Annotated in this window: 17 protein-coding genes and 1 rRNA gene; 7 read left to right on the top strand and 11 right to left on the bottom strand. The window is 47.5% G+C overall.

Translation table 11 applies throughout. The features are described 5' to 3' along the window. From IEX81_RS15740 to IEX81_RS15725, 4 genes are all read right to left on the bottom strand, one after another. A 16S ribosomal RNA gene (locus IEX81_RS15740) occupies positions 1 to 59 on the bottom strand; the annotation flags it as partial. Between the two features lie 925 nt (positions 60 to 984). Then, positions 985 to 1,437 carry a peroxide-responsive transcriptional repressor PerR gene (gene perR / locus IEX81_RS15735; protein ID WP_373292395.1) on the bottom strand — a complete coding sequence of 151 codons (453 nt, stop codon included), beginning with the start codon at positions 1,435 to 1,437 and terminating at the stop codon, positions 985 to 987. A gap of 554 nt (positions 1,438 to 1,991) precedes the next feature. Continuing rightward, positions 1,992 to 2,459 carry a thioredoxin-dependent thiol peroxidase gene (gene bcp, locus IEX81_RS15730; protein ID WP_188805032.1) on the bottom strand — a complete coding sequence of 156 codons (468 nt, stop codon included), beginning with the start codon at positions 2,457 to 2,459 and terminating at the stop codon, positions 1,992 to 1,994. Positions 2,460 to 2,627: 168 nt separating this feature from the next. Continuing rightward, entirely contained in the window at positions 2,628 to 3,626 is a 999-nt protein-coding gene (locus IEX81_RS15725; RefSeq protein ID WP_188805030.1) for a zinc-binding dehydrogenase, read from the bottom strand. An 85-nt stretch (positions 3,627 to 3,711) separates the two neighbouring features. On the opposite strand from IEX81_RS15725, the gene IEX81_RS15720 reads away from it, so the two are divergent. From IEX81_RS15720 to IEX81_RS15690, 7 genes are all read left to right on the top strand, one after another. Further along, entirely contained in the window at positions 3,712 to 4,371 is a 660-nt protein-coding gene (locus tag IEX81_RS15720) for an NUDIX hydrolase (protein WP_229727653.1), read from the top strand. A 155-nt stretch (positions 4,372 to 4,526) separates the two neighbouring features. Next, entirely contained in the window at positions 4,527 to 5,819 is a 1,293-nt protein-coding gene (locus tag IEX81_RS15715; protein ID WP_188805028.1) for a glutamate-1-semialdehyde 2,1-aminomutase, read from the top strand. Between the two features lie 190 nt (positions 5,820 to 6,009). Further along, complete coding sequence (locus tag IEX81_RS15710) at positions 6,010 to 6,348, top strand: lmo0954 family membrane protein (protein ID WP_188805026.1); 339 nt, start codon at positions 6,010 to 6,012, stop codon at positions 6,346 to 6,348. A gap of 65 nt (positions 6,349 to 6,413) precedes the next feature. Then, positions 6,414 to 7,049 (top strand): PspA/IM30 family protein, encoded by a 636-nt coding sequence (locus IEX81_RS15705; RefSeq protein WP_188805024.1) that lies wholly within the window; start codon positions 6,414 to 6,416, stop codon positions 7,047 to 7,049. Between the two features lie 87 nt (positions 7,050 to 7,136). After that, on the top strand, positions 7,137 to 7,937 hold the full coding sequence (gene liaF, locus IEX81_RS15700) for a cell wall-active antibiotics response protein LiaF (protein ID WP_229727652.1): 801 nt from the start codon (positions 7,137 to 7,139) through the stop codon (positions 7,935 to 7,937). Next, positions 7,934 to 8,974, top strand: coding sequence for a sensor histidine kinase (locus IEX81_RS15695; RefSeq protein ID WP_188805022.1), 1,041 nt, complete (start codon positions 7,934 to 7,936; stop codon positions 8,972 to 8,974). Before liaF ends, IEX81_RS15695 begins: the two co-directional genes overlap by 4 nt. Then, on the top strand, positions 8,967 to 9,599 hold the full coding sequence (locus IEX81_RS15690; protein ID WP_188805020.1) for a response regulator transcription factor: 633 nt from the start codon (positions 8,967 to 8,969) through the stop codon (positions 9,597 to 9,599). The genes IEX81_RS15695 and IEX81_RS15690 overlap by 8 nt, the downstream gene beginning before the upstream one ends. Before the next feature lie 90 nt (positions 9,600 to 9,689). Here the strand turns inward: IEX81_RS15690 and IEX81_RS15685 are convergent, their stop codons facing one another. From IEX81_RS15685 to mutY, 7 genes are all read right to left on the bottom strand, one after another. After that, the gene (locus IEX81_RS15685) at positions 9,690 to 11,297 is read right to left on the bottom strand and encodes an ABC transporter substrate-binding protein (RefSeq protein WP_188805018.1); all 1,608 of its coding nucleotides are present in this window, start codon (positions 11,295 to 11,297) and stop codon (positions 9,690 to 9,692) included. A gap of 116 nt (positions 11,298 to 11,413) precedes the next feature. Next, positions 11,414 to 12,313, bottom strand: a complete 900-nt coding sequence (locus IEX81_RS15680; RefSeq protein ID WP_188805017.1) for an ABC transporter permease — start codon at positions 12,311 to 12,313, stop codon at positions 11,414 to 11,416. 17 nt (positions 12,314 to 12,330) lie between these two features. Beyond that, the gene (locus IEX81_RS15675) at positions 12,331 to 13,335 is read right to left on the bottom strand and encodes an ABC transporter permease (protein WP_188805015.1); all 1,005 of its coding nucleotides are present in this window, start codon (positions 13,333 to 13,335) and stop codon (positions 12,331 to 12,333) included. 33 nt (positions 13,336 to 13,368) lie between these two features. Next, positions 13,369 to 14,337: an ABC transporter ATP-binding protein gene (locus tag IEX81_RS15670; RefSeq protein WP_188805013.1), complete on the bottom strand. Its 969-nt coding sequence runs from the start codon at positions 14,335 to 14,337 to the stop codon at positions 13,369 to 13,371. Between the two features lie 15 nt (positions 14,338 to 14,352). After that, positions 14,353 to 15,324, bottom strand: a complete 972-nt coding sequence (locus IEX81_RS15665; protein ID WP_188805011.1) for an ABC transporter ATP-binding protein — start codon at positions 15,322 to 15,324, stop codon at positions 14,353 to 14,355. A gap of 294 nt (positions 15,325 to 15,618) precedes the next feature. Continuing rightward, positions 15,619 to 15,774 carry a gamma-type small acid-soluble spore protein gene (locus IEX81_RS15660; RefSeq protein WP_188805009.1) on the bottom strand — a complete coding sequence of 52 codons (156 nt, stop codon included), beginning with the start codon at positions 15,772 to 15,774 and terminating at the stop codon, positions 15,619 to 15,621. A 46-nt stretch (positions 15,775 to 15,820) separates the two neighbouring features. Continuing rightward, complete coding sequence (gene mutY, locus IEX81_RS15655) at positions 15,821 to 16,900, bottom strand: A/G-specific adenine glycosylase (RefSeq protein WP_188805007.1); 1,080 nt, start codon at positions 16,898 to 16,900, stop codon at positions 15,821 to 15,823. Between the last annotated feature and the right edge of the window lie 69 nt (positions 16,901 to 16,969).

Below are 16,969 nucleotides of genomic sequence, written 5' to 3'. Positions count from 1 at the left end.
TGCATGTATTAGGCACGCCGCCAGCGTTCGTCCTGAGCCAGGATCAAACTCTCCAAAAAGTAGTGCTTGCTTACTATCGTTCATTCACAAGAGCGGAACTTCCGCTAAAACCGCGTACGTCCTGTACGCAACGCGGAAGCCACCACATCCTGTGGAAGTTGTTTGAATCCATAGCTTTTTTTGAATTGATTCAAGGGTTTGCCCTTTTTCAATCACGCTTGGCTTTTGTTCAGTTTTCAAGGAACATTCAAAAAGCAACTTAATTATTGTACCTCTTCAGCCGAATTATGTCAACAACTTTTTTTAGATAAACACATTTTAAAAGTCTTTAAACATTATGTTTGGCTTGATTCAACAACAAGAGGTTCTAAAAAGACAACAAGAATTCTAACATGCATTATCAAACATGTCAATAAGCCTCATATAAAAACAGGATCTGTAACTGGCTTGAACGGCAGAGAGCCTGTTCAAAATTCCCTCGCTTAAAGACAACGTCATATAATTTATCACGTAATTACGCCTACGTCAATATCCATTTTATACTGATAAAAACTCAATTTTCAAATAATGCTTGATCTGAGAAAAATGCCGCCTATTTCCGAACAAAGTCTCTCTGCCGTAATCTGAGAAAACGGACCGCGCACTCAGCCATAATCGGGCGGAAAGCTTCCATTATTCACGACCGGCGTGCGTCGGCTTTATACGGAAGACGTGATCATGTAGGAAAGTGACAGTTTATATTAGAAACCCTGGCTTCGCCAAGCCTTTGGCGCGGGCGTTGCCTTAGTTGCGGGGGCCAGAACGTCCTAATGCCGAACACGCCGCAGGCCGGGGTGATTTTGTTTGGCCACTAATCCTATAATCCTTAGAAATTTTATATTTCTTAGTACAAAAAAACCGGACTCTGATGCCCGGCACTTCAAATCTTTATGAATGGAAGCGATCAACCCATAAAGCAGGATCCCATGGAAATCCCCTTCTATGTCATTGATTCTGTTCGGTTTCTTTTTTCTGGCAGTCGGGGCAAATTCCGTAAACCTCAAGCCTGTGATGATCCACAACAAATCCGGTCACTTGGGCCGCCAGCGCTTCGACCTCGTCCAATCCAGGGTAAAAGAAATCCACAATTTTCCCGCATCTGCTGCAGATAATATGATAGTGCTGCTTTGTTGAAAAATCAAAACGGCTTGATGAATCACCGTAAGTCAGTTCTTTAACCAACCCGGTCTTTTTAAAAACGCGTAAATTGTTGTACACCGTTGCGACACTCATGTTTGGAAATTTATGCTCGAGATCCTTATAGATCTCATCCGCTGTGGGATGCGCATCGGAGACGACCAGATATTCAAGAATCGCATGACGTTGCGGTGTAATCCGGACACCGGAATCCTTTAGCAAATCAATCGCTTTTTCAACGGTTACAGCATCTTTGCTCATCGCCATGCACCTCACTTTCGAACCGGCATTAATTATCATAATCAGAGAACACTGATTATCAAATTAAAATAGTTATAATTATATTTTCAGTTTACATTGAACGGGCTGATTCTGTCAACGCCGGGATACTATCTATAGAAAAACAGGCGCGATCGGGCCGTTCCTTCAAGCAGCGGCAGGGAGCCGGAGCATCCTTCAGAGCCGCATCTCATCCATTAGCGTCTTCCTTATTTATATTTCTTTGTTTCAATAAAAATACAGTCACTACTAGGTTAATCATTTTCCAGTACTTCTATGTATTGAAAATTCGCCGGACTATCGCGCCGTTTACATCTGCGATTGAAGAAGTCACTGCCGAGCTTTATTATATCAGGAAAATTCTATTTGTCGTCCAAAATTCAGTGAAAAAATATGAGTTTACATCATGATTCTTCTGTTTTATTCTGAAAAAAGACGGCGTGCATACCGTTCTTTGTTGAGAATTGAAAAAATATCGATTTAATTCAATAAAAAAACCGGGAAACCCCGGTTTTTTTTGAGAAATACCGTTTAAGTCAGCTCAGGTGTTCCTTGACGTATTGAAAAACTTCCTCAACATGTCCGCTGACCTTCACCTTAGGCCAAACCTTTGCGATCTTCCCCTCTTTATCAATAACAAAGGTTGAGCGGACAATACCCATGTACTCCTTGCCAAAACTTTTCTTTTTCTGCCAGCTTCCGTAAGTTTCCGCTATATCATGGTCCGTATCCGCAAGAAGCGTGAAGGGAAGTCCGTGTTTTTCCACAAACTTCTGATGTTTTTCAACAGGATCCGGACTGATTCCAACCACCTTCGTATTTAAATCTTCAAAAAGGCTGTTCTGATCACGAAAATCGCATGCCTCCGTTGTGCAGCCCGGAGTCATGTCTTTCGGATAAAAGTAGAGGACAACATTTTTCCCTCTGAAATCGGACAAAGAAACATCTTCGCCTTCTGTTGACTTCAACGTGAATTCAGGTGCCGTTTCTTCCGCTTTGAGCATTGTTAATAATCTCCTTCAAATAAGTTTATAAAACATCTTCGGCTGATTCAGAAGGCTTCACTATGATTCAAACAACCGAATTTTCTATATGAACCGGAAATCCGCCGCCGCCGATTATTCGTCCGACAGCAAAAACCGGAATGAGTGTCCGTCCCTTCTCCGGGTCCTTCAGCCGATTAGAATCGCTATTTTTCCGAACTGGCTGCCTGTCATCAGGCGCTTCAGGGCTTCTCCGGCATCTTTTAATTCAAAGGATCGGTCAACAACCGGATGAATCTGGAACTTATTAAATAAATTCAGCATTTCGTAAAACTCTTCGATACTGCCCATAGTCGTCCCATGAAGATTCCATTGTTTGTAGAAAAATTGCCGCAGATCAATCGAAACTTCATCACCGGCCGATGCTCCAAAAGTGACGATTGTTCCGCCCGGTTTCAATAAAGCAAGCGATCGATTGAAAGTCGCGGCACCGACACTCTCAATCACCAGATCGACGGTAATATCTCCGACAGCTTCCGTCCAGTTCTGTTCATTGTTCAGCACAATATCCGCGCCCATGGTTTTTGCTCTGTCGAGTTTTTCGGAACTTCTTGAAGACACAATAACTCTGGCGCCAACCGCTTTGGCCATTTGCAGCATATATGTCGCAACGCCGCTGCCAATGCCCGGAATGAAAACCGTATCCCCCGGCTTCAATCCGCCTCTTGTGAACAGTGCGCGATACCCGGTCAAAGCGGACAGCGGGAGAACTCCGGCCTCTTCCCATGTCAGATAGCCGGGTTTCGCTGCCACTTGTTTCTCGGAAACCACAATGCTTTCCGCAAGGGTGCCATTGTCCGGAAAACCAAGAATGTCAAAGTCATCGGGCGGAGCCGGCGACTTCTTCTGCCAGCGAAGACTGGGGATAATGACCACCTCATCACCGACATGCACGCTGGTTACATTTTCTCCGACCCCGGAAACGATGCCGGCGCCGTCCGAGCCGATAACAAGCGCCGGATCCTCCGCTTGATGGCGCTTCTGAACGATAAACAGATCACGATGATTCAGTCCGGCTGATTTCAGCGCGACTCTGACCTCCCCCGGTCCCGGTGCGGGATCGGGAAAATCCGCGCGGTAGCTCAGTCCCTCGAAATCCGCGCGGCCCTGATGAACAACTGCCCTCATTACAATCACCTCTGTCCTTATTCTCTCAAAAGTTGCACAATTACTCAAATCATAGGCTGCGTCTGTCGTGGAAGAATGTGTTAAAATGGGAAAGAATAGTTGGACTGCAGGTGATCAGATGGATTTAAACAGTATTCAGAGACGAATTGAGAATGACGGTACCATCATGGGCGAGGACGTGGCCATGAAATCATCGGTTTTAATTCCTCTTATCCCGAAAGATGATACCTGGGATATCTTGCTTGAAGTCCGTTCGGAGCAGTTAAGCAGACAACCGGGTGATGTCTGCTTTCCCGGCGGACGAAGTGAAAAAATAGATGCTTCTCTGCGGGAAACGGCTATTAGGGAAACGTGTGAGGAACTCGGCGTTCCGAGAGAGTCGATCAAAGTCATCGGCCGGATGGGAACGTGCATCGCAACGTCCGATTTATTCATTTATCCCTTCGTCGGCGAGATCGAATCTGGGACTGTCCCCATCCCCAATCCTGAGGAAGTGGCTGAAGTTTTTACCGTTCCTCTCCCCTGGCTGATGAAACAGATGCCCGAGAAATATACGCTGAGTCTTTCTGCAAATCCCGATCAGAATTTCCCCTTTGAGCGGATCGTTTCCGGGCACAATTACTCCTTCAGAGACCGGAAAATCATCGAACCCTTCTATGACTATAAGGGACGGACCATTTGGGGATTGACCGCGCGCATTCTTGAACATTTCGTATCATTAATGAATCACCGGATGTTTGAGTAAGAGGCGGCCGTTTGCGGATTTTCAGTACATATATCACCAGGAGCGGCTTGTAAAATTCATCCAAGTATTAGATACTGATTCTGGCCGGCGCTCTGACAACTTTCCGGGACAAAGCGCACGGCCGAAGTATTTATTTTAAAGGAGCGACAGGATTCATGGACATCAAAACATCTGAAAAGCTTTACGATGAAGCTTTGGAAAATATCGTCGGAGGTGTCAACAGCCCGTCACGTTCTTTCGCTGCGGTAGGCGGGGGCGCTCCGGTTTTTATGAAAAAGGGAAAGGGCGCCTATTTCTGGGACGAAGATGATAATCGCTACATCGACTATCTGGCGGCCTACGGACCGATCATCACCGGTTTCGCGCACCCTCACATCACAGAAGCCATCAAGAAGCAGGCTGAGCTTGGCGTTCTTTATGGAACACCGACAAAACTGGAAACAGAACTTGCGATTATGCTCAAGAAAGCGATCCCTTCAATGGATAAAGTCCGCTTTACGAACTCAGGAACCGAATCCGTGATGACGACCGTGCGTGTTGCACGCGCCTATACTGGCCGTAAAAAAATTCTGAAGTTTGCCGGTTGCTACCACGGCCATTTTGATCTCGTGCTCGTTGCCGCGGGTTCGGGTCCTTCCACACTTGGTTCTCCCGATTCCGCCGGTGTCACGGAAAGCACGGCACATGAAGTCATTACCGTTCCTTATAATAATGTAGATACGCTTCAGCAGGCCTTTGACCGATGGGGCGACGATATCGCCGGCGTTCTTGTCGAACCGATTGTCGGCAATTTTGGTATGGTGATGCCGGAACCCGGTTTTCTCGAAGCGATTAACCGCATCGCTCACAAAGCCGGATCCGTGGTCATCTTTGACGAAGTGATCACGGCGTTCCGTTTCATGTACGGCGGCGCGCAGAATTACCTCGGTGTCATCCCCGACCTGACGGCTATGGGCAAAATCATTGGCGGAGGCCTGCCGATCGGCGCATACGGCGGCAAAAAGGAAATTATGGATGAAGTCGCCCCGCTAGGCCCAGCTTATCAGGCAGGAACCATGGCAGGCAACCCCCTTTCGATGGCAAGCGGCATTGCCTGTCTCGAAGTGCTGCAGACACCGGGAATCTATGAAGAAATGGAGCGTCTCGGCAAGAAGCTGGAAGACGGAATTTTTTCGATTAACGAAAACTATCATCTTCCAATCGCCGTTAACCGGATCGTCGGCGCGATGACCCTGTATTTCTCGGATCACAAAGTGACAAACTATGACGAGGCGAAAGCAACGGACAGCGAGATGTTCGGACACTTCTTTAAGCTCATGCTCGAGAAGGGCATCAATTTGGCGCCTTCTAAGTACGAAGCCTGGTTCCTGACGACCGAGCATACGGAAAAAGACATCGACGATACACTCGGCGCCGTTGACTACGCGTTCTCAAAGCTTGCTAAATAAAAATTGTTTCATTCAACCATACAGATTGATCAGGGGGACGGCAAATGCCGCCCCCCTTTCCCCGCTTCGCCTCCCTTATCATACAGGCTCATTAATAAGTCTTCAGCCGTAGATAAAAATACAGCTGCGGCTCATTATCCGTCCCCCTGTCTTTTTGTATGATTGAATCAAGGAAAGGGGGAAAACAGTCATGAAAAAATTCGGACTCTTTGTACTCGGAATCATTGCCGTGTTCGTTTTTCTGGCGCACATCGGTTCACTGATCGCCCTTATGGTCAGCCTGGCGATTCTTTACTTCGCTTTCAGAAAATTTACCCGTGCGAACTCTGCCGGAAGTAAAATTTTCTGGGCGCTGATCGGGATGATCGCCTTGTTCTTCTCGATCGGCAATGTGCCTGCGATCATCGGTATTGTTGCGCTCGCGGCTATCTACTTCGTGTACAAATCATGGAAAAAGAACAAAATCAACGAACCTGAACCTGATGATCCTTTCGACAACTTTGAAAAGCAGTGGAAAGAAATGATGTAACCGCTCAGGCCGGACACAAACTCTACGCGATGAAACAGGAAAACAACTTTAAGGGAGCGAAAAAAATGAGCAACTTATTTACACGACTGAAGGATTCCATTTCCTCCGATCTCAATGAACTGCTTGACCAGAAGGAACAGAAAAACCCGATTGCCATGCTCAACCAATATTTACGCCGCTGCGAGAAAGAAGTCGGGCGGGTTCGGGAACTGATCAATCGCCAGTATGTGCTGAAAGATACATTCATTAAAGAATATCATCAGGCTGCCGAAATGTCCGAGAAACGGAAGCATCAGGCCGATGTAGCTGAACGGGCTTCAGAAACCGAGCTGTACGAATTTGCGCTGCAGGAGCAAACGGATTACGCCCGGAAAGCGGAGCGCCTGAAAGCTTCCTATGAATCAACAATCAAACAGCTGGATCAGCTGGAACAGAAATACGCCGAAATGAAGCGGAAGCTGAAAGATATGTATCTGAAAAGGATGGAATTGATGAGCAGGGAAAATATCGCCAATGCCACCCACCGGATTGACCGCATCCTCCACCCTGAAAATGCTTTTGGACAATCTTTCTCAAGTTTTGAAGAAAGCGAGATGTACCTGGGAAGACTGGAACAGAAAATCAATGCGGACTACAATCACAGCACCATCGATGCGCGCATCAGCCATCTTGAACGCGAGCTGGAAAAGAAGCAAGGATAAGCGGAGGAAATCCGGCGTTGTACAGAAAATCTTAATGCTTCACAATATATAGCAAGTCTAAACAAACGATGCTACAATGGGAAAGGCGTGTCCATACGCCTTTTCTACTACATACAGATTGCCGGCAATCTGAGAAAGGCAGATGATATCCTCATGTTCGCACCATTCAAAACTGATAAATACAGCTGGATACTCATCACCGGCCTTTTTTTGATTGTCATACAGACCTCTTTCGGCGGTTGGGGCTTTCTTTTCCCTTGCATTCTTTTCGGAGTCATGATCCACTACGGGAATAAACGCCGCAAAACAGGCAAAGGAAAATTTCTTTTTTGGTTTGGCGTTATCGGGCTCGTTTTCACTGCTCTGAACCTGATTGTTCTTAAGTTCATCATCATTGCTCTGTTTATTATCTTCATTATTCACTTTATTCAGTCGAAGAAACACCCGAAACGCATCATTCCCGGTTTCAACGAAAAATCGGACAATGACGGCAGCACGGGTGTCGAAGCGGTCCCAGTCCTGCTGAAAAACAAATGGTTCGGCAATCAGGAAACACCTCATCAGAATTATGAATGGCAGGATATCAACATTCAGACGGGCGCGGGTGACACGCTGATTGATCTCAGCCACACGATTCTTCCAAAAAGAGAGTCGGTGATCTTCATCCGCCACTTTGCCGGCCGAGTACGCATTCTCGTTCCCTATGGCGTCGAAGTTGCCCTGCGTTATTCGGTAGTTGCCGGGCAGGCCGATTTTTTCGACCACCGGGAACCCAGACTCATAAATGAATCCATTGCCTTCCAGACGAACGGCTATGATCAGGCGGAACAAAAGGTCAAAGTGATCGTCTCCGCGATTGCCGGAAACTTGGAGGTGCGGCGCATATGACAGCGATCAAGAGGCAGATGATTACCGGCGCCATTTTTTCCCTGTTTCTCCTTGTGATCTTTGCCGTGTTTTTCTTTCTCACCTTTCCGATTGGTGACTGGGCCCTTCTTTGGGAGCGGCAAATCTGGCATCTGCCGTTTATTTTCATTATTCCGATCATTGCGCTCTTTGGAGGCAGCATTGCCGGCTTCATCTCGGGTGCCTATTGGAGAAAAGTCCTTCTGACCATTGACGACACACTCGAGCTTCTCGAGCAGGGAAACGAACCGGTTCCCGCACATTCTTCCGTAGAAGAAACCGAGTCTATTCTGAAACGTGTCGACAGGCTCAGCCAGCAGATCACGCTGCAAACGCAGCTCACGCAGAAAATGGCGAACGAGAAGGCGGACATCGAGGAAAAAGCGATTCAAAAAATCGTTTCGGAAGAGCGCAACAGACTGGCACGCGAACTTCATGATTCCGTCAGCCAGCAACTTTTTGCTGCGTCGATGCTGCTGTCGACCATTAATGAGACTCGGACGCAGACAGATGACATCGAAACGCATCGGCTCAGACTTGTCGAACAGACGATTCATCAGTCGCAGCTAGAAATGCGTGCTTTATTCCTCCATCTCCGTCCTGTTCAGCTGCACGGAAAGTCGCTGAAGGACGGCATGCAGGAACTGCTCGGCGAATTAAGGCAGAAAGTGCCGATGAAAATCAGCTGGACCGTGGAACCCATCAACCTGGATAAGGGAATTGAAGATCAGCTCTTCAGAATTTTGCAGGAATCCGTCTCCAATACACTGCGTCACGCAAAGGCGCTCACTCTGGATGTCCTGCTAATCAAACGTGAAAAATTGGTGATTATGCGCGTCACTGATGACGGCGTCGGTTTTGATCCGGATACAGCAAAACCGGGTTCTTACGGTCTCCAGAATATGAGAGAAAGGGCGGCGCAAATCGGCGGCCAGATGAAACTGGTCAGCCTCCCGAACAAAGGGACAAGTCTTGAGATCAAAGTTCCGATCCTGGAAAGGGATGAAAGCAATGATTAACGTTGTCTTTGTTGATGACCACGAAATGGTGCGTATTGGTGTTTCCGCCTACCTTTCCGCACAGCCCGATATCTGTGTTGTCGGCGAGGCGGGCAATGGCAAGGATGCTGTGGATCTTGTGCTGAAGCTTCGGCCGGACATCATCCTGATGGATCTGGTCATGGATCAGATGGATGGAATTGAGGCAACCCGAAAGATTATTGAAAAATGGCCTCAGGCGAAGATTATTATTGTGACCAGTTTTCTCGACGACGACAAAGTCTATCCGGCGATTGAGGCCGGGGCAACGAGCTACCTTCTGAAAACGTCTAAGGCAAGTGACATTGCCGAGGCGATCCGGAAAACGTACAATGGACAATCCATTCTTGAGCCCGAGGTTACGGAAAAAGTGATGGAGCGGATGCAGCAAAAGCAGTCGAGACTGCCGCATGAAACGCTGACAAAACGTGAAGTGGAAGTCCTGCTACTTATGGCTGAAGGAAAGAGCAATCAGGAAATCGCAGATAAGCTGTTCATTGCCTTGAAAACAGTGAAGGTGCATGTCAGCAATATCTTAAGCAAGCTTGAAGTTCAGGATCGTACCCAGGCTGTTATTTATGCATTTCAGCACAATCTGACGAAGTGAAAAAATTTGATTCCGCTTTTTCACATCAAAAAAAGAAGCTCCCGTTATTCGGAGAGCTTCTTTTTTAATTGGCACGCGGCCTTGTCCTGCTTATTTTATTGAAATATTTTCAAATGGCTCGGTGCCGGTAGGACTAGGCTTATACCCGGTAATAGTACTTTTCCCAACGAGAACAGGTTTCGCATAGACGAGCGGAACCCAAGGGGCGTCGTTGTGAAGAATGACTTGAGCCTGATTATAGAGCGCTACGCGCTGTGCGTCGTTTGTCTGCGATTGTGCGGAGATCAGAATATTGTGCAGCTGATCATTGGAATAGAACGAGAAATTGTTGGAACCAATGCTGTCTTTGTCAAGCAGCGTGTACAGGAAGTTGTCCGGATCTCCGTTGTCGCCTGTCCAGCCCATAATGTACATCGGGATGCCGCCCTTCATCAGCTTATCAATATAGGACGACCATTCAACGGTTACGATGTTTACTTTAACACCGATTTTTCCGAAGGTTGACTGTATGGACTGGGCAACATTCTGCGGTTCAGGCATGTAATCACGAGGATTCGCCATCGTATAAAGTGTCGTCGAGAACCCGTTCGGATAGCCGGCATCAGCGAGCAGCTTCTTGGCTGCCGTCAAATCATATGGATAAGGCGTGATGCTGTTGTCATATCCGAGAAGGCTCGGAGGCATAGGATTCGTGGCCGCCTGCGCCTGGCCGTTGTAGAACGCTTTGATGATACCCTGTTTGTCGACAGCCATATTCAGGGCCTGGCGAACTTTCGGATTATCAAAAGGTTTCATGGTTACATTAAAGCCAAGGTAAGCCACGTTCATCGGCGGACGATAGTATACTTGCAGCTGGTTGTTGCCTTTAAGCCCGGAAACGTCGCTTGGATTGACACCGTCCATCATATCAATTTCACCGTTTTTCAAAGCATTCAGACGGGCGCTGTTATCCGGAATAACCTTAAAGACAAGCGTGTCCAGTTTTGGAAATCCGCTTTTCCAGTAGCTTTTATTCTTTGTAAGCGTGATTGTATCGTTTCTTTTCCATGACTTAAATACATAAGCGCCTGTACCTACCGCAGCAGTCGTACCATAATTTTTGCCGTATTTCTTAATTGCGGCAGGACTGGAAATTGCGAAAGGCGACATAGCCAGGTTTTTCAGGAACGGTGCGGAAGGCCTCGTAAGATCAAAGACAACTGTATTTGCATCAGAAGCCGTCACGTTTTGGATGACGAGACCCGGATCCCCTTTATAACCGCCGAACATCGATGGGAAATAGGCGAATTGGCCTGATGCCTTGCCGTTCATCCAGCGATCAAAGTTAAAGACAACCGCCTGCGCATTGAAATCGGTGCCGTCCTGGAATTTAACCCCTTTTCTAAGCTTGAATGTATAGGTTTTCCCGCCATTCGTAATCGTCCAGCTTGTTGCGAGACTGGGAATGACGTTCGTGCTTTGCTTGCTGTAATCATAAGAAACCAGCGTATCAAAAACATTCTGAGTGACGCGGAACGATTCACCATCCGTAACCGCCGCCGGATCCAGCGAAGTGGTGTCGGCGCCGCGTCCGAATATCAATGTTTTTCCCGCCGCGCTTGACGAGCTCCCTGAAGAACCGCCGGATGCGCACCCGGTCAGCGCCATTGCCAGCGCAACAATTAAAGTAAGTGTCAGCACTAAATACTTTTTCCTCATGACTATCCCCCTGTTTCTGTTCGTTCTATGAAATTCTTAATTATTGTACCCCAATTGCTAAAAATGAACAATTGATTGCAACATAAATTCCGATAAACTAGCAATTTTCAAACATTTTAATTTTTCATACGGGGATCGAGTGCATCGCGAAGACCGTCCCCCATCAGATTGAAGCCAATGACAACGAGAATGATGGCAAGGCCGGGGAACAGGACTGTCCACGGCGCATCCGTGATGTACTGTCTGGAATCGGAAAGCATGGTTCCCCATTCCGGCTGAGGAGGCTGGGCTCCCATGCCGAGGAAACCAAGCCCGGCCGCATCGAGAATCGCCGTCGCAATATTCAGTGTCCCCTGAACAATAATCGGAGCGAAACTATTCGGAAGAATATGATTAAAAATAATCCGCGTGTTTCCCATCCCGATTGAGCGGGCGGCCATAATGTACTCTTCCTCTTTCACCGTCAGGACACGCGACCGGACTAACCGGCCGAAAACAGGGATATTGACGATAGCGATAGCAACTAGCGCATTATTCAGGGACGGTCCCAGAATGGAAACGATCGCTATCGAAAGCAGAATGCTTGGAAAAGCAAGCAATATATCAAAAAAGCGTGAAATCACGGTGTCAATAACTTTTCCAAAGTATCCGGCGATAACGCCCAGAAACGTTCCGAAAATGATCGATCCGATGACAGCAAAGAATCCGACCCTTAGCGACAGTCTGGCCCCGAAAACAATTCGGCTGAAAATATCTCTGCCGAAGCTGTCCGTCCCCAGCCAATGCTGGGCAGACGGGGGTTCAAGGCGAATATTGATGTTTTGATTATTAATTCCCTGCGGAGCGATGATATTGGCAAATACAGCAAGCAAAATAAAGAAAAAAACAATGACCGCCCCGATTATCGCCGGTTTGTTTTTGCGAAAAGCTTTCCAAAAGTCGACCAAAGCCGAAATAAACGGACTTCTTTCTTTTACAGCGGCCGGAAGATTCTGACTCTGCGCAGTTTGAGACATCTTTCACCCTTCCTTCTTTAGCGATATTTAATACGGGGATCGATCAGGCCGTATAATAGGTCGACGATAAAATTCACCATGACAAAAATGAAGGCAATGACGAGAATGCCGGACTGGATCACCGGATAGTCCCTGTATTGAATAGCATTGTAAATATAGAGACCGATTCCAGGCCATCCGAATATGGTTTCTGTCAAAATAGCCCCGCCAAGCAGCAGACCGGTCTGCAGACCGATTACAGTCAAAATGGGGATAAAAGCATTTTTCAGCGCATATTTGTACACGATCCAAAACATGCGCTGCCCCTTCGCTTTTGCCGTCCGGATGTAATCTGATTTCAGCACTTCAAGCATGCTTGACCGTGTCATACGGGCAATAATCGCCGTCGGTATCGTTGCCAGGGCGATGGAGGGAAGAATCAGATGCCTGAGTACCATCCAGAACTGATCGAGTTGTCCCTCGAGCAAGGTGTCGATTAAATAAAGATTTGTGATCGGCTGTACATTGCTGATGATGTCCATACGTCCGATCGACGGCAGCCAGTTCAATTTTACAGAAAACGCCCACTGTTCCAGAAGTCCCAGCCAAAAAATAGGCATGGAAACACCGATAAGCGCCACGATCATCGCCGTATAGTCTAAAACCGAATTTTTCTTCCATGCACTGATTATTCCCGCATTAATTCCTACCACTACTGCGATAATCATAGCTACAAAAGAAAGTTCAATGGTCGCGGCCAAATGCGGCCAAATCTGGTTGGCAATCGGTGTATTGGTCTGAATCGACGTTCCAAGATCCCCGCTCAGAATATGCTTCAAATATGTAAAATATTGAATATACCAAGGTTGATCCAGCCCGAGCGATCTGTTTAGATTTTGTATGGCTTCAGGCGTTGCTTTTGTGCCCAATATCGTTAACGCCGGGTTGCCGGGTATGGCGTGGATAATCGCAAAAACGATCAAGGTCATCCCGAGAAGTACCGGAATCAGCATCAGCACGCGTTTTATAGAGTATGAAAGCACTAAAGTTCACCTCTTTCAGAACAAGATTTCCAATCAGTCGTACAGGTGGCAGGAAACAAGTCTTCCATCCTCCAGCTTTTTCATGACTGGTTTTTCCCGGGCACACAGATCCATCGCAACAGGGCAGCGGTCGTGGAAAGTGCACCCTGCCGGCGGATGAGCGGGACTCGGCACGTCACCGGACAAAATGATCCGTTCCGACCTGCTGTTTGGATCGGGGATCGGTACGGCTGACAGCAGCGCTTTTGTGTAGGGATGCTTCGGATGATCGTATAGAATTTCGCTGTCCGATATTTCGACCATTTTGCCGAGATACATTACGCCGACCCGGTTGCTGATATGGCGGACAACACTGAGATCATGGGCAATGAAAATATAGGTCAGATGAAACTTCTTCTGGAGGTCCTGAAGCAGATTCAGCACTTGCGACTGGACGGAAACATCAAGGGCAGATACCGGTTCGTCAGCGATAATCAGTTTGGGACGGACCGCGAGAGCCCTGGCAATGCCGATTCTCTGCCTCTGGCCTCCGCTGAACTGGTGCGGGTAGCGTTTGGCGTGGTACGCGCTGAGCCCGACCAGCTCAAGCAGCTCTTCGACGCGCTGTTTCCGTTCCTTGTGATTGCCCATCCCATGAACAATCATCGGTTCCTCGATAATCTTCCCGACGGTTTGGCGCGGGTTCAGCGAGGCGAAGGGATCCTGGAAGATCATCTGAATATCTTTCCTAACTCGCCGAAGATCGCTCTTTGACAGACTCAGGATATTCTTGCCTTCAAAACTGACCTTGCCTTCAGTCGGTTCAATCAGGCGCATGATCATTCGCCCCGTTGTCGATTTTCCGCATCCTGATTCACCAACGATACCGAGCGTCTCCCCTTCGTTTACAGAAAAACTGACACCATCCACAGCTCGTACCGTCTCAGACACTCTGCCGAGAACTCCGTTTTTAATAGGATAATATTTTTTTAGATTTTCCACTTTCAAGAGCGGCTCACTCATGGATGGAACTCCTTTCTACTCTTGCACCTGATGAAGAAAGCAACGTGATTTATGACTGTCGCCGACAAGTTCAGGAGAATCTGTTCTGCACTTGTCCATGACATACTCGCAGCGCGGCGCGAAAAGGCAGCCCTTCTCGATTGAGCCGGGCCTCGGAACGCTGCCCTTGATCGTGTAGAGTTTATCCTTTTTCGAATGCAGATCAGGGATGGACCGAATAAGCCCTTCGGTATAAGGATGCTTCGGATGATTGAAAATATCCTTGACGTCCCCTTCTTCGACCACTTTTCCGGCATACATCACGACAACGCGTTTGCATACCTGAGCGACGACGCCTAGATCGTGCGTGATCAGAATAATGGCCGTATGTGTCTCACGATTCAGTTTGAGCATCAGATCCAGAATCTGGGCCTGAATCGTAACATCCAATGCGGTTGTGGGTTCGTCCGCAATAAGGACTTTCGGATTGCATGACATAGCCATAGCAATCATAACACGCTGCCTCATTCCCCCGGACAATTCATGAGGGTACTCTTTCAGTAGCTCTTTTGCCCGAGGGAGACCGACCATTTTCAACAATTCGGCGGCACGCGCCGCCAGCTCTTTTTTCGGCAGACGATTGTGCAGGCGAATGGCTTCCATTAGCTGGTCGCCTATCGTAAAGACCGGGTTGAGTGATGTCATCGGTTCCTGAAAAATCATGGCGATATCATTTCCGCGCAGTTTTCTCATTCTGGACTCTTTCGCATGACTGATGTCTTCGCCCTTGAAAGAAATACTTCCCCCGACAATTTTCCCCGGAGGAGAGGGCAGAAGACCCATGATCGACAGCGAAGTGACACTTTTCCCGCAGCCCGATTCGCCGACAATGCCCAGGATTTCTCCTTCTCCGACGGAAAAATCAACTCCATCGACAGCAGGCACTTCGCCGTCATCAGTAAAAAAAGAGGTTTTCAATCCTTTGACTTCGAGGATTGATTGGTTCATACTCTTCACCTCCTATATGTCATGTATTATAACATTGTATGCCAGAACAAACCTTACAATTAATTTTAAGTGATGTCAATATATTAAATTTGTCAATTTGAACCCAATAACTGACAATCCTTTTGTCATCATTTTTTATAACCAATTTATCGAAATTTAGCAATTTTCGGCTGATCAAAAACAAGAACGTGATTTACATAATATGGAATATTTTATTCCCCTGGAGTGTTCCATATTCATTTAAAAAGCTCCCCGCCCGTTTCCAGGCAGGGAGCTTCCCGTCAATGTAGGTGATTACTGTTTGTTTGCTTGCGACTTTTTGTTTTGCTGGCGAACTTCCTGAGCGTTGGTTTCGCTCCCGAATTCGCTGCCGAACTGTCCGCTGCCGACCTGGGCATTTTGTTTCTTGACTTGTTCTACATCCGTGCCCACATTCGTTTTCTTAGCCATTGAGTATCACCTCCACGACTTATAACTTAGCCAACTTCCTTTCATTTTATGTATGATTCTGTCGATTTTTTTCGATCCACTCAATGATTTTCTGGTGCGGTACCGGAAAAGGGCGGTGTGTCAGTTTGTCCAAATGCTCCCATGTTGTCCTTGTTTCAGGATCGACCGTTCCATCGATTGCCGCCTCATAAAGCGAAAGGTTCCAGATCAGGTGGGAAAAACGATGGGTATAGGAAAAGGATGTTCGGACAAACCGGACCTCCCAGCCATATTTTTTCTGAATAGCATCCTCAAGAACTTTTTCTTTCTCATTGGGATCCCATGCAATCATCGGGAACTGCCACATTCCGGCGAGAAGGCCGGTTTCCGGCCTCTGCTCAATGAAATATCGGCGCTCGGCATCTCTAATCAGCAAGACAGTGTAATCAATTGATCTCGGCTTCGCTTTACCGCTTTTTACCGGATACTCAAGCTGCGCCCCTTCTTCACGGGCGAGACAGTGTGCATTCAAAGGGCATTCATCGCACTTCGGTTTTTTTGGGCGGCAAATCAGGGCGCCGAGATCCATCAGACTCTGATTGAATGCGGATGGGTCCGCTTCGGCAATCAGGGCGCCGACAATCTTTTCGAACTTTTTCTTCGTTTTCGCTTTTGCGATGTCATCATCAATCAGGAAAACCCTGGACATCACTCGCATCACATTGCCGTCAACCGCAGGCTCCGGCTCGCCGAAAGCAATACTGAGCAATGCTCCGGCCGTATAAGGCCCGATTCCCTGAATCGAAAGCAGTTCGTTTTTATCTTCAGGCACTTTTCCGTCATATTTCTCCGCTACCTCACGCACCCCTTGCTGAAGGTGGCGCGCACGCGAATAATAACCAAGACCCTCCCAGCACTTCAGCACTTCCTGATCCGTTGCTCCCGCCAAAGCCTCTATCGTCGGAAAAAGGCTGATAAACCGGTTGAAATAGGGTATGACCGTATCCACCTGAGTCTGCTGCAGCATGACTTCAGAGACCCACGTATAATATGGATTGTTGATCCTACGCCAGGGGAGATCGCGGCCGTTCTCATGAAACCACTTCAGCAGATCATGGTTGAATTGTTTGATTTGTTCCGGATTCACTTGCTTTCACTCCAGCTTTTTTTCTCCAATCAAATTTCTATAAAATTGACATGATTATCCCTTTCAATA

It is taken from the genome of Sporolactobacillus putidus, assembly GCF_014647035.1.
GTDB lineage: Bacteria > Bacillota > Bacilli > Bacillales > Sporolactobacillaceae > Sporolactobacillus > Sporolactobacillus putidus.
This window is presented reverse-complemented; position numbering and strand designations above follow the sequence as displayed.

Coding starts and splice junctions, on each gene's coding strand:
- perR (WP_373292395.1), bottom strand. CDS start 1,437: ATGAGCAAAGATGCTGTAACCGTTGAAAAAGCGATTGATTTGCTAAAG.
- bcp (WP_188805032.1), bottom strand. CDS start 2,459: ATGCTCAAAGCGGAAGAAACGGCACCTGAATTCACGTTGAAGTCAACA.
- IEX81_RS15725 (WP_188805030.1), bottom strand. CDS start 3,626: ATGAGGGCAGTTGTTCATCAGGGCCGCGCGGATTTCGAGGGACTGAGC.
- IEX81_RS15720 (WP_229727653.1), top strand. CDS start 3,712: ATGGGAAAGAATAGTTGGACTGCAGGTGATCAGATGGATTTAAACAGT.
- IEX81_RS15715 (WP_188805028.1), top strand. CDS start 4,527: ATGGACATCAAAACATCTGAAAAGCTTTACGATGAAGCTTTGGAAAAT.
- IEX81_RS15710 (WP_188805026.1), top strand. CDS start 6,010: ATGAAAAAATTCGGACTCTTTGTACTCGGAATCATTGCCGTGTTCGTT.
- IEX81_RS15705 (WP_188805024.1), top strand. CDS start 6,414: ATGAGCAACTTATTTACACGACTGAAGGATTCCATTTCCTCCGATCTC.
- IEX81_RS15695 (WP_188805022.1), top strand. CDS start 7,934: ATGACAGCGATCAAGAGGCAGATGATTACCGGCGCCATTTTTTCCCTG.
- IEX81_RS15690 (WP_188805020.1), top strand. CDS start 8,967: ATGATTAACGTTGTCTTTGTTGATGACCACGAAATGGTGCGTATTGGT.
- IEX81_RS15685 (WP_188805018.1), bottom strand. CDS start 11,297: ATGAGGAAAAAGTATTTAGTGCTGACACTTACTTTAATTGTTGCGCTG.
- IEX81_RS15680 (WP_188805017.1), bottom strand. CDS start 12,313: ATGTCTCAAACTGCGCAGAGTCAGAATCTTCCGGCCGCTGTAAAAGAA.
- IEX81_RS15670 (WP_188805013.1), bottom strand. CDS start 14,337: ATGAGTGAGCCGCTCTTGAAAGTGGAAAATCTAAAAAAATATTATCCT.
- IEX81_RS15665 (WP_188805011.1), bottom strand. CDS start 15,324: ATGAACCAATCAATCCTCGAAGTCAAAGGATTGAAAACCTCTTTTTTT.
- IEX81_RS15660 (WP_188805009.1), bottom strand. CDS start 15,774: ATGGCTAAGAAAACGAATGTGGGCACGGATGTAGAACAAGTCAAGAAA.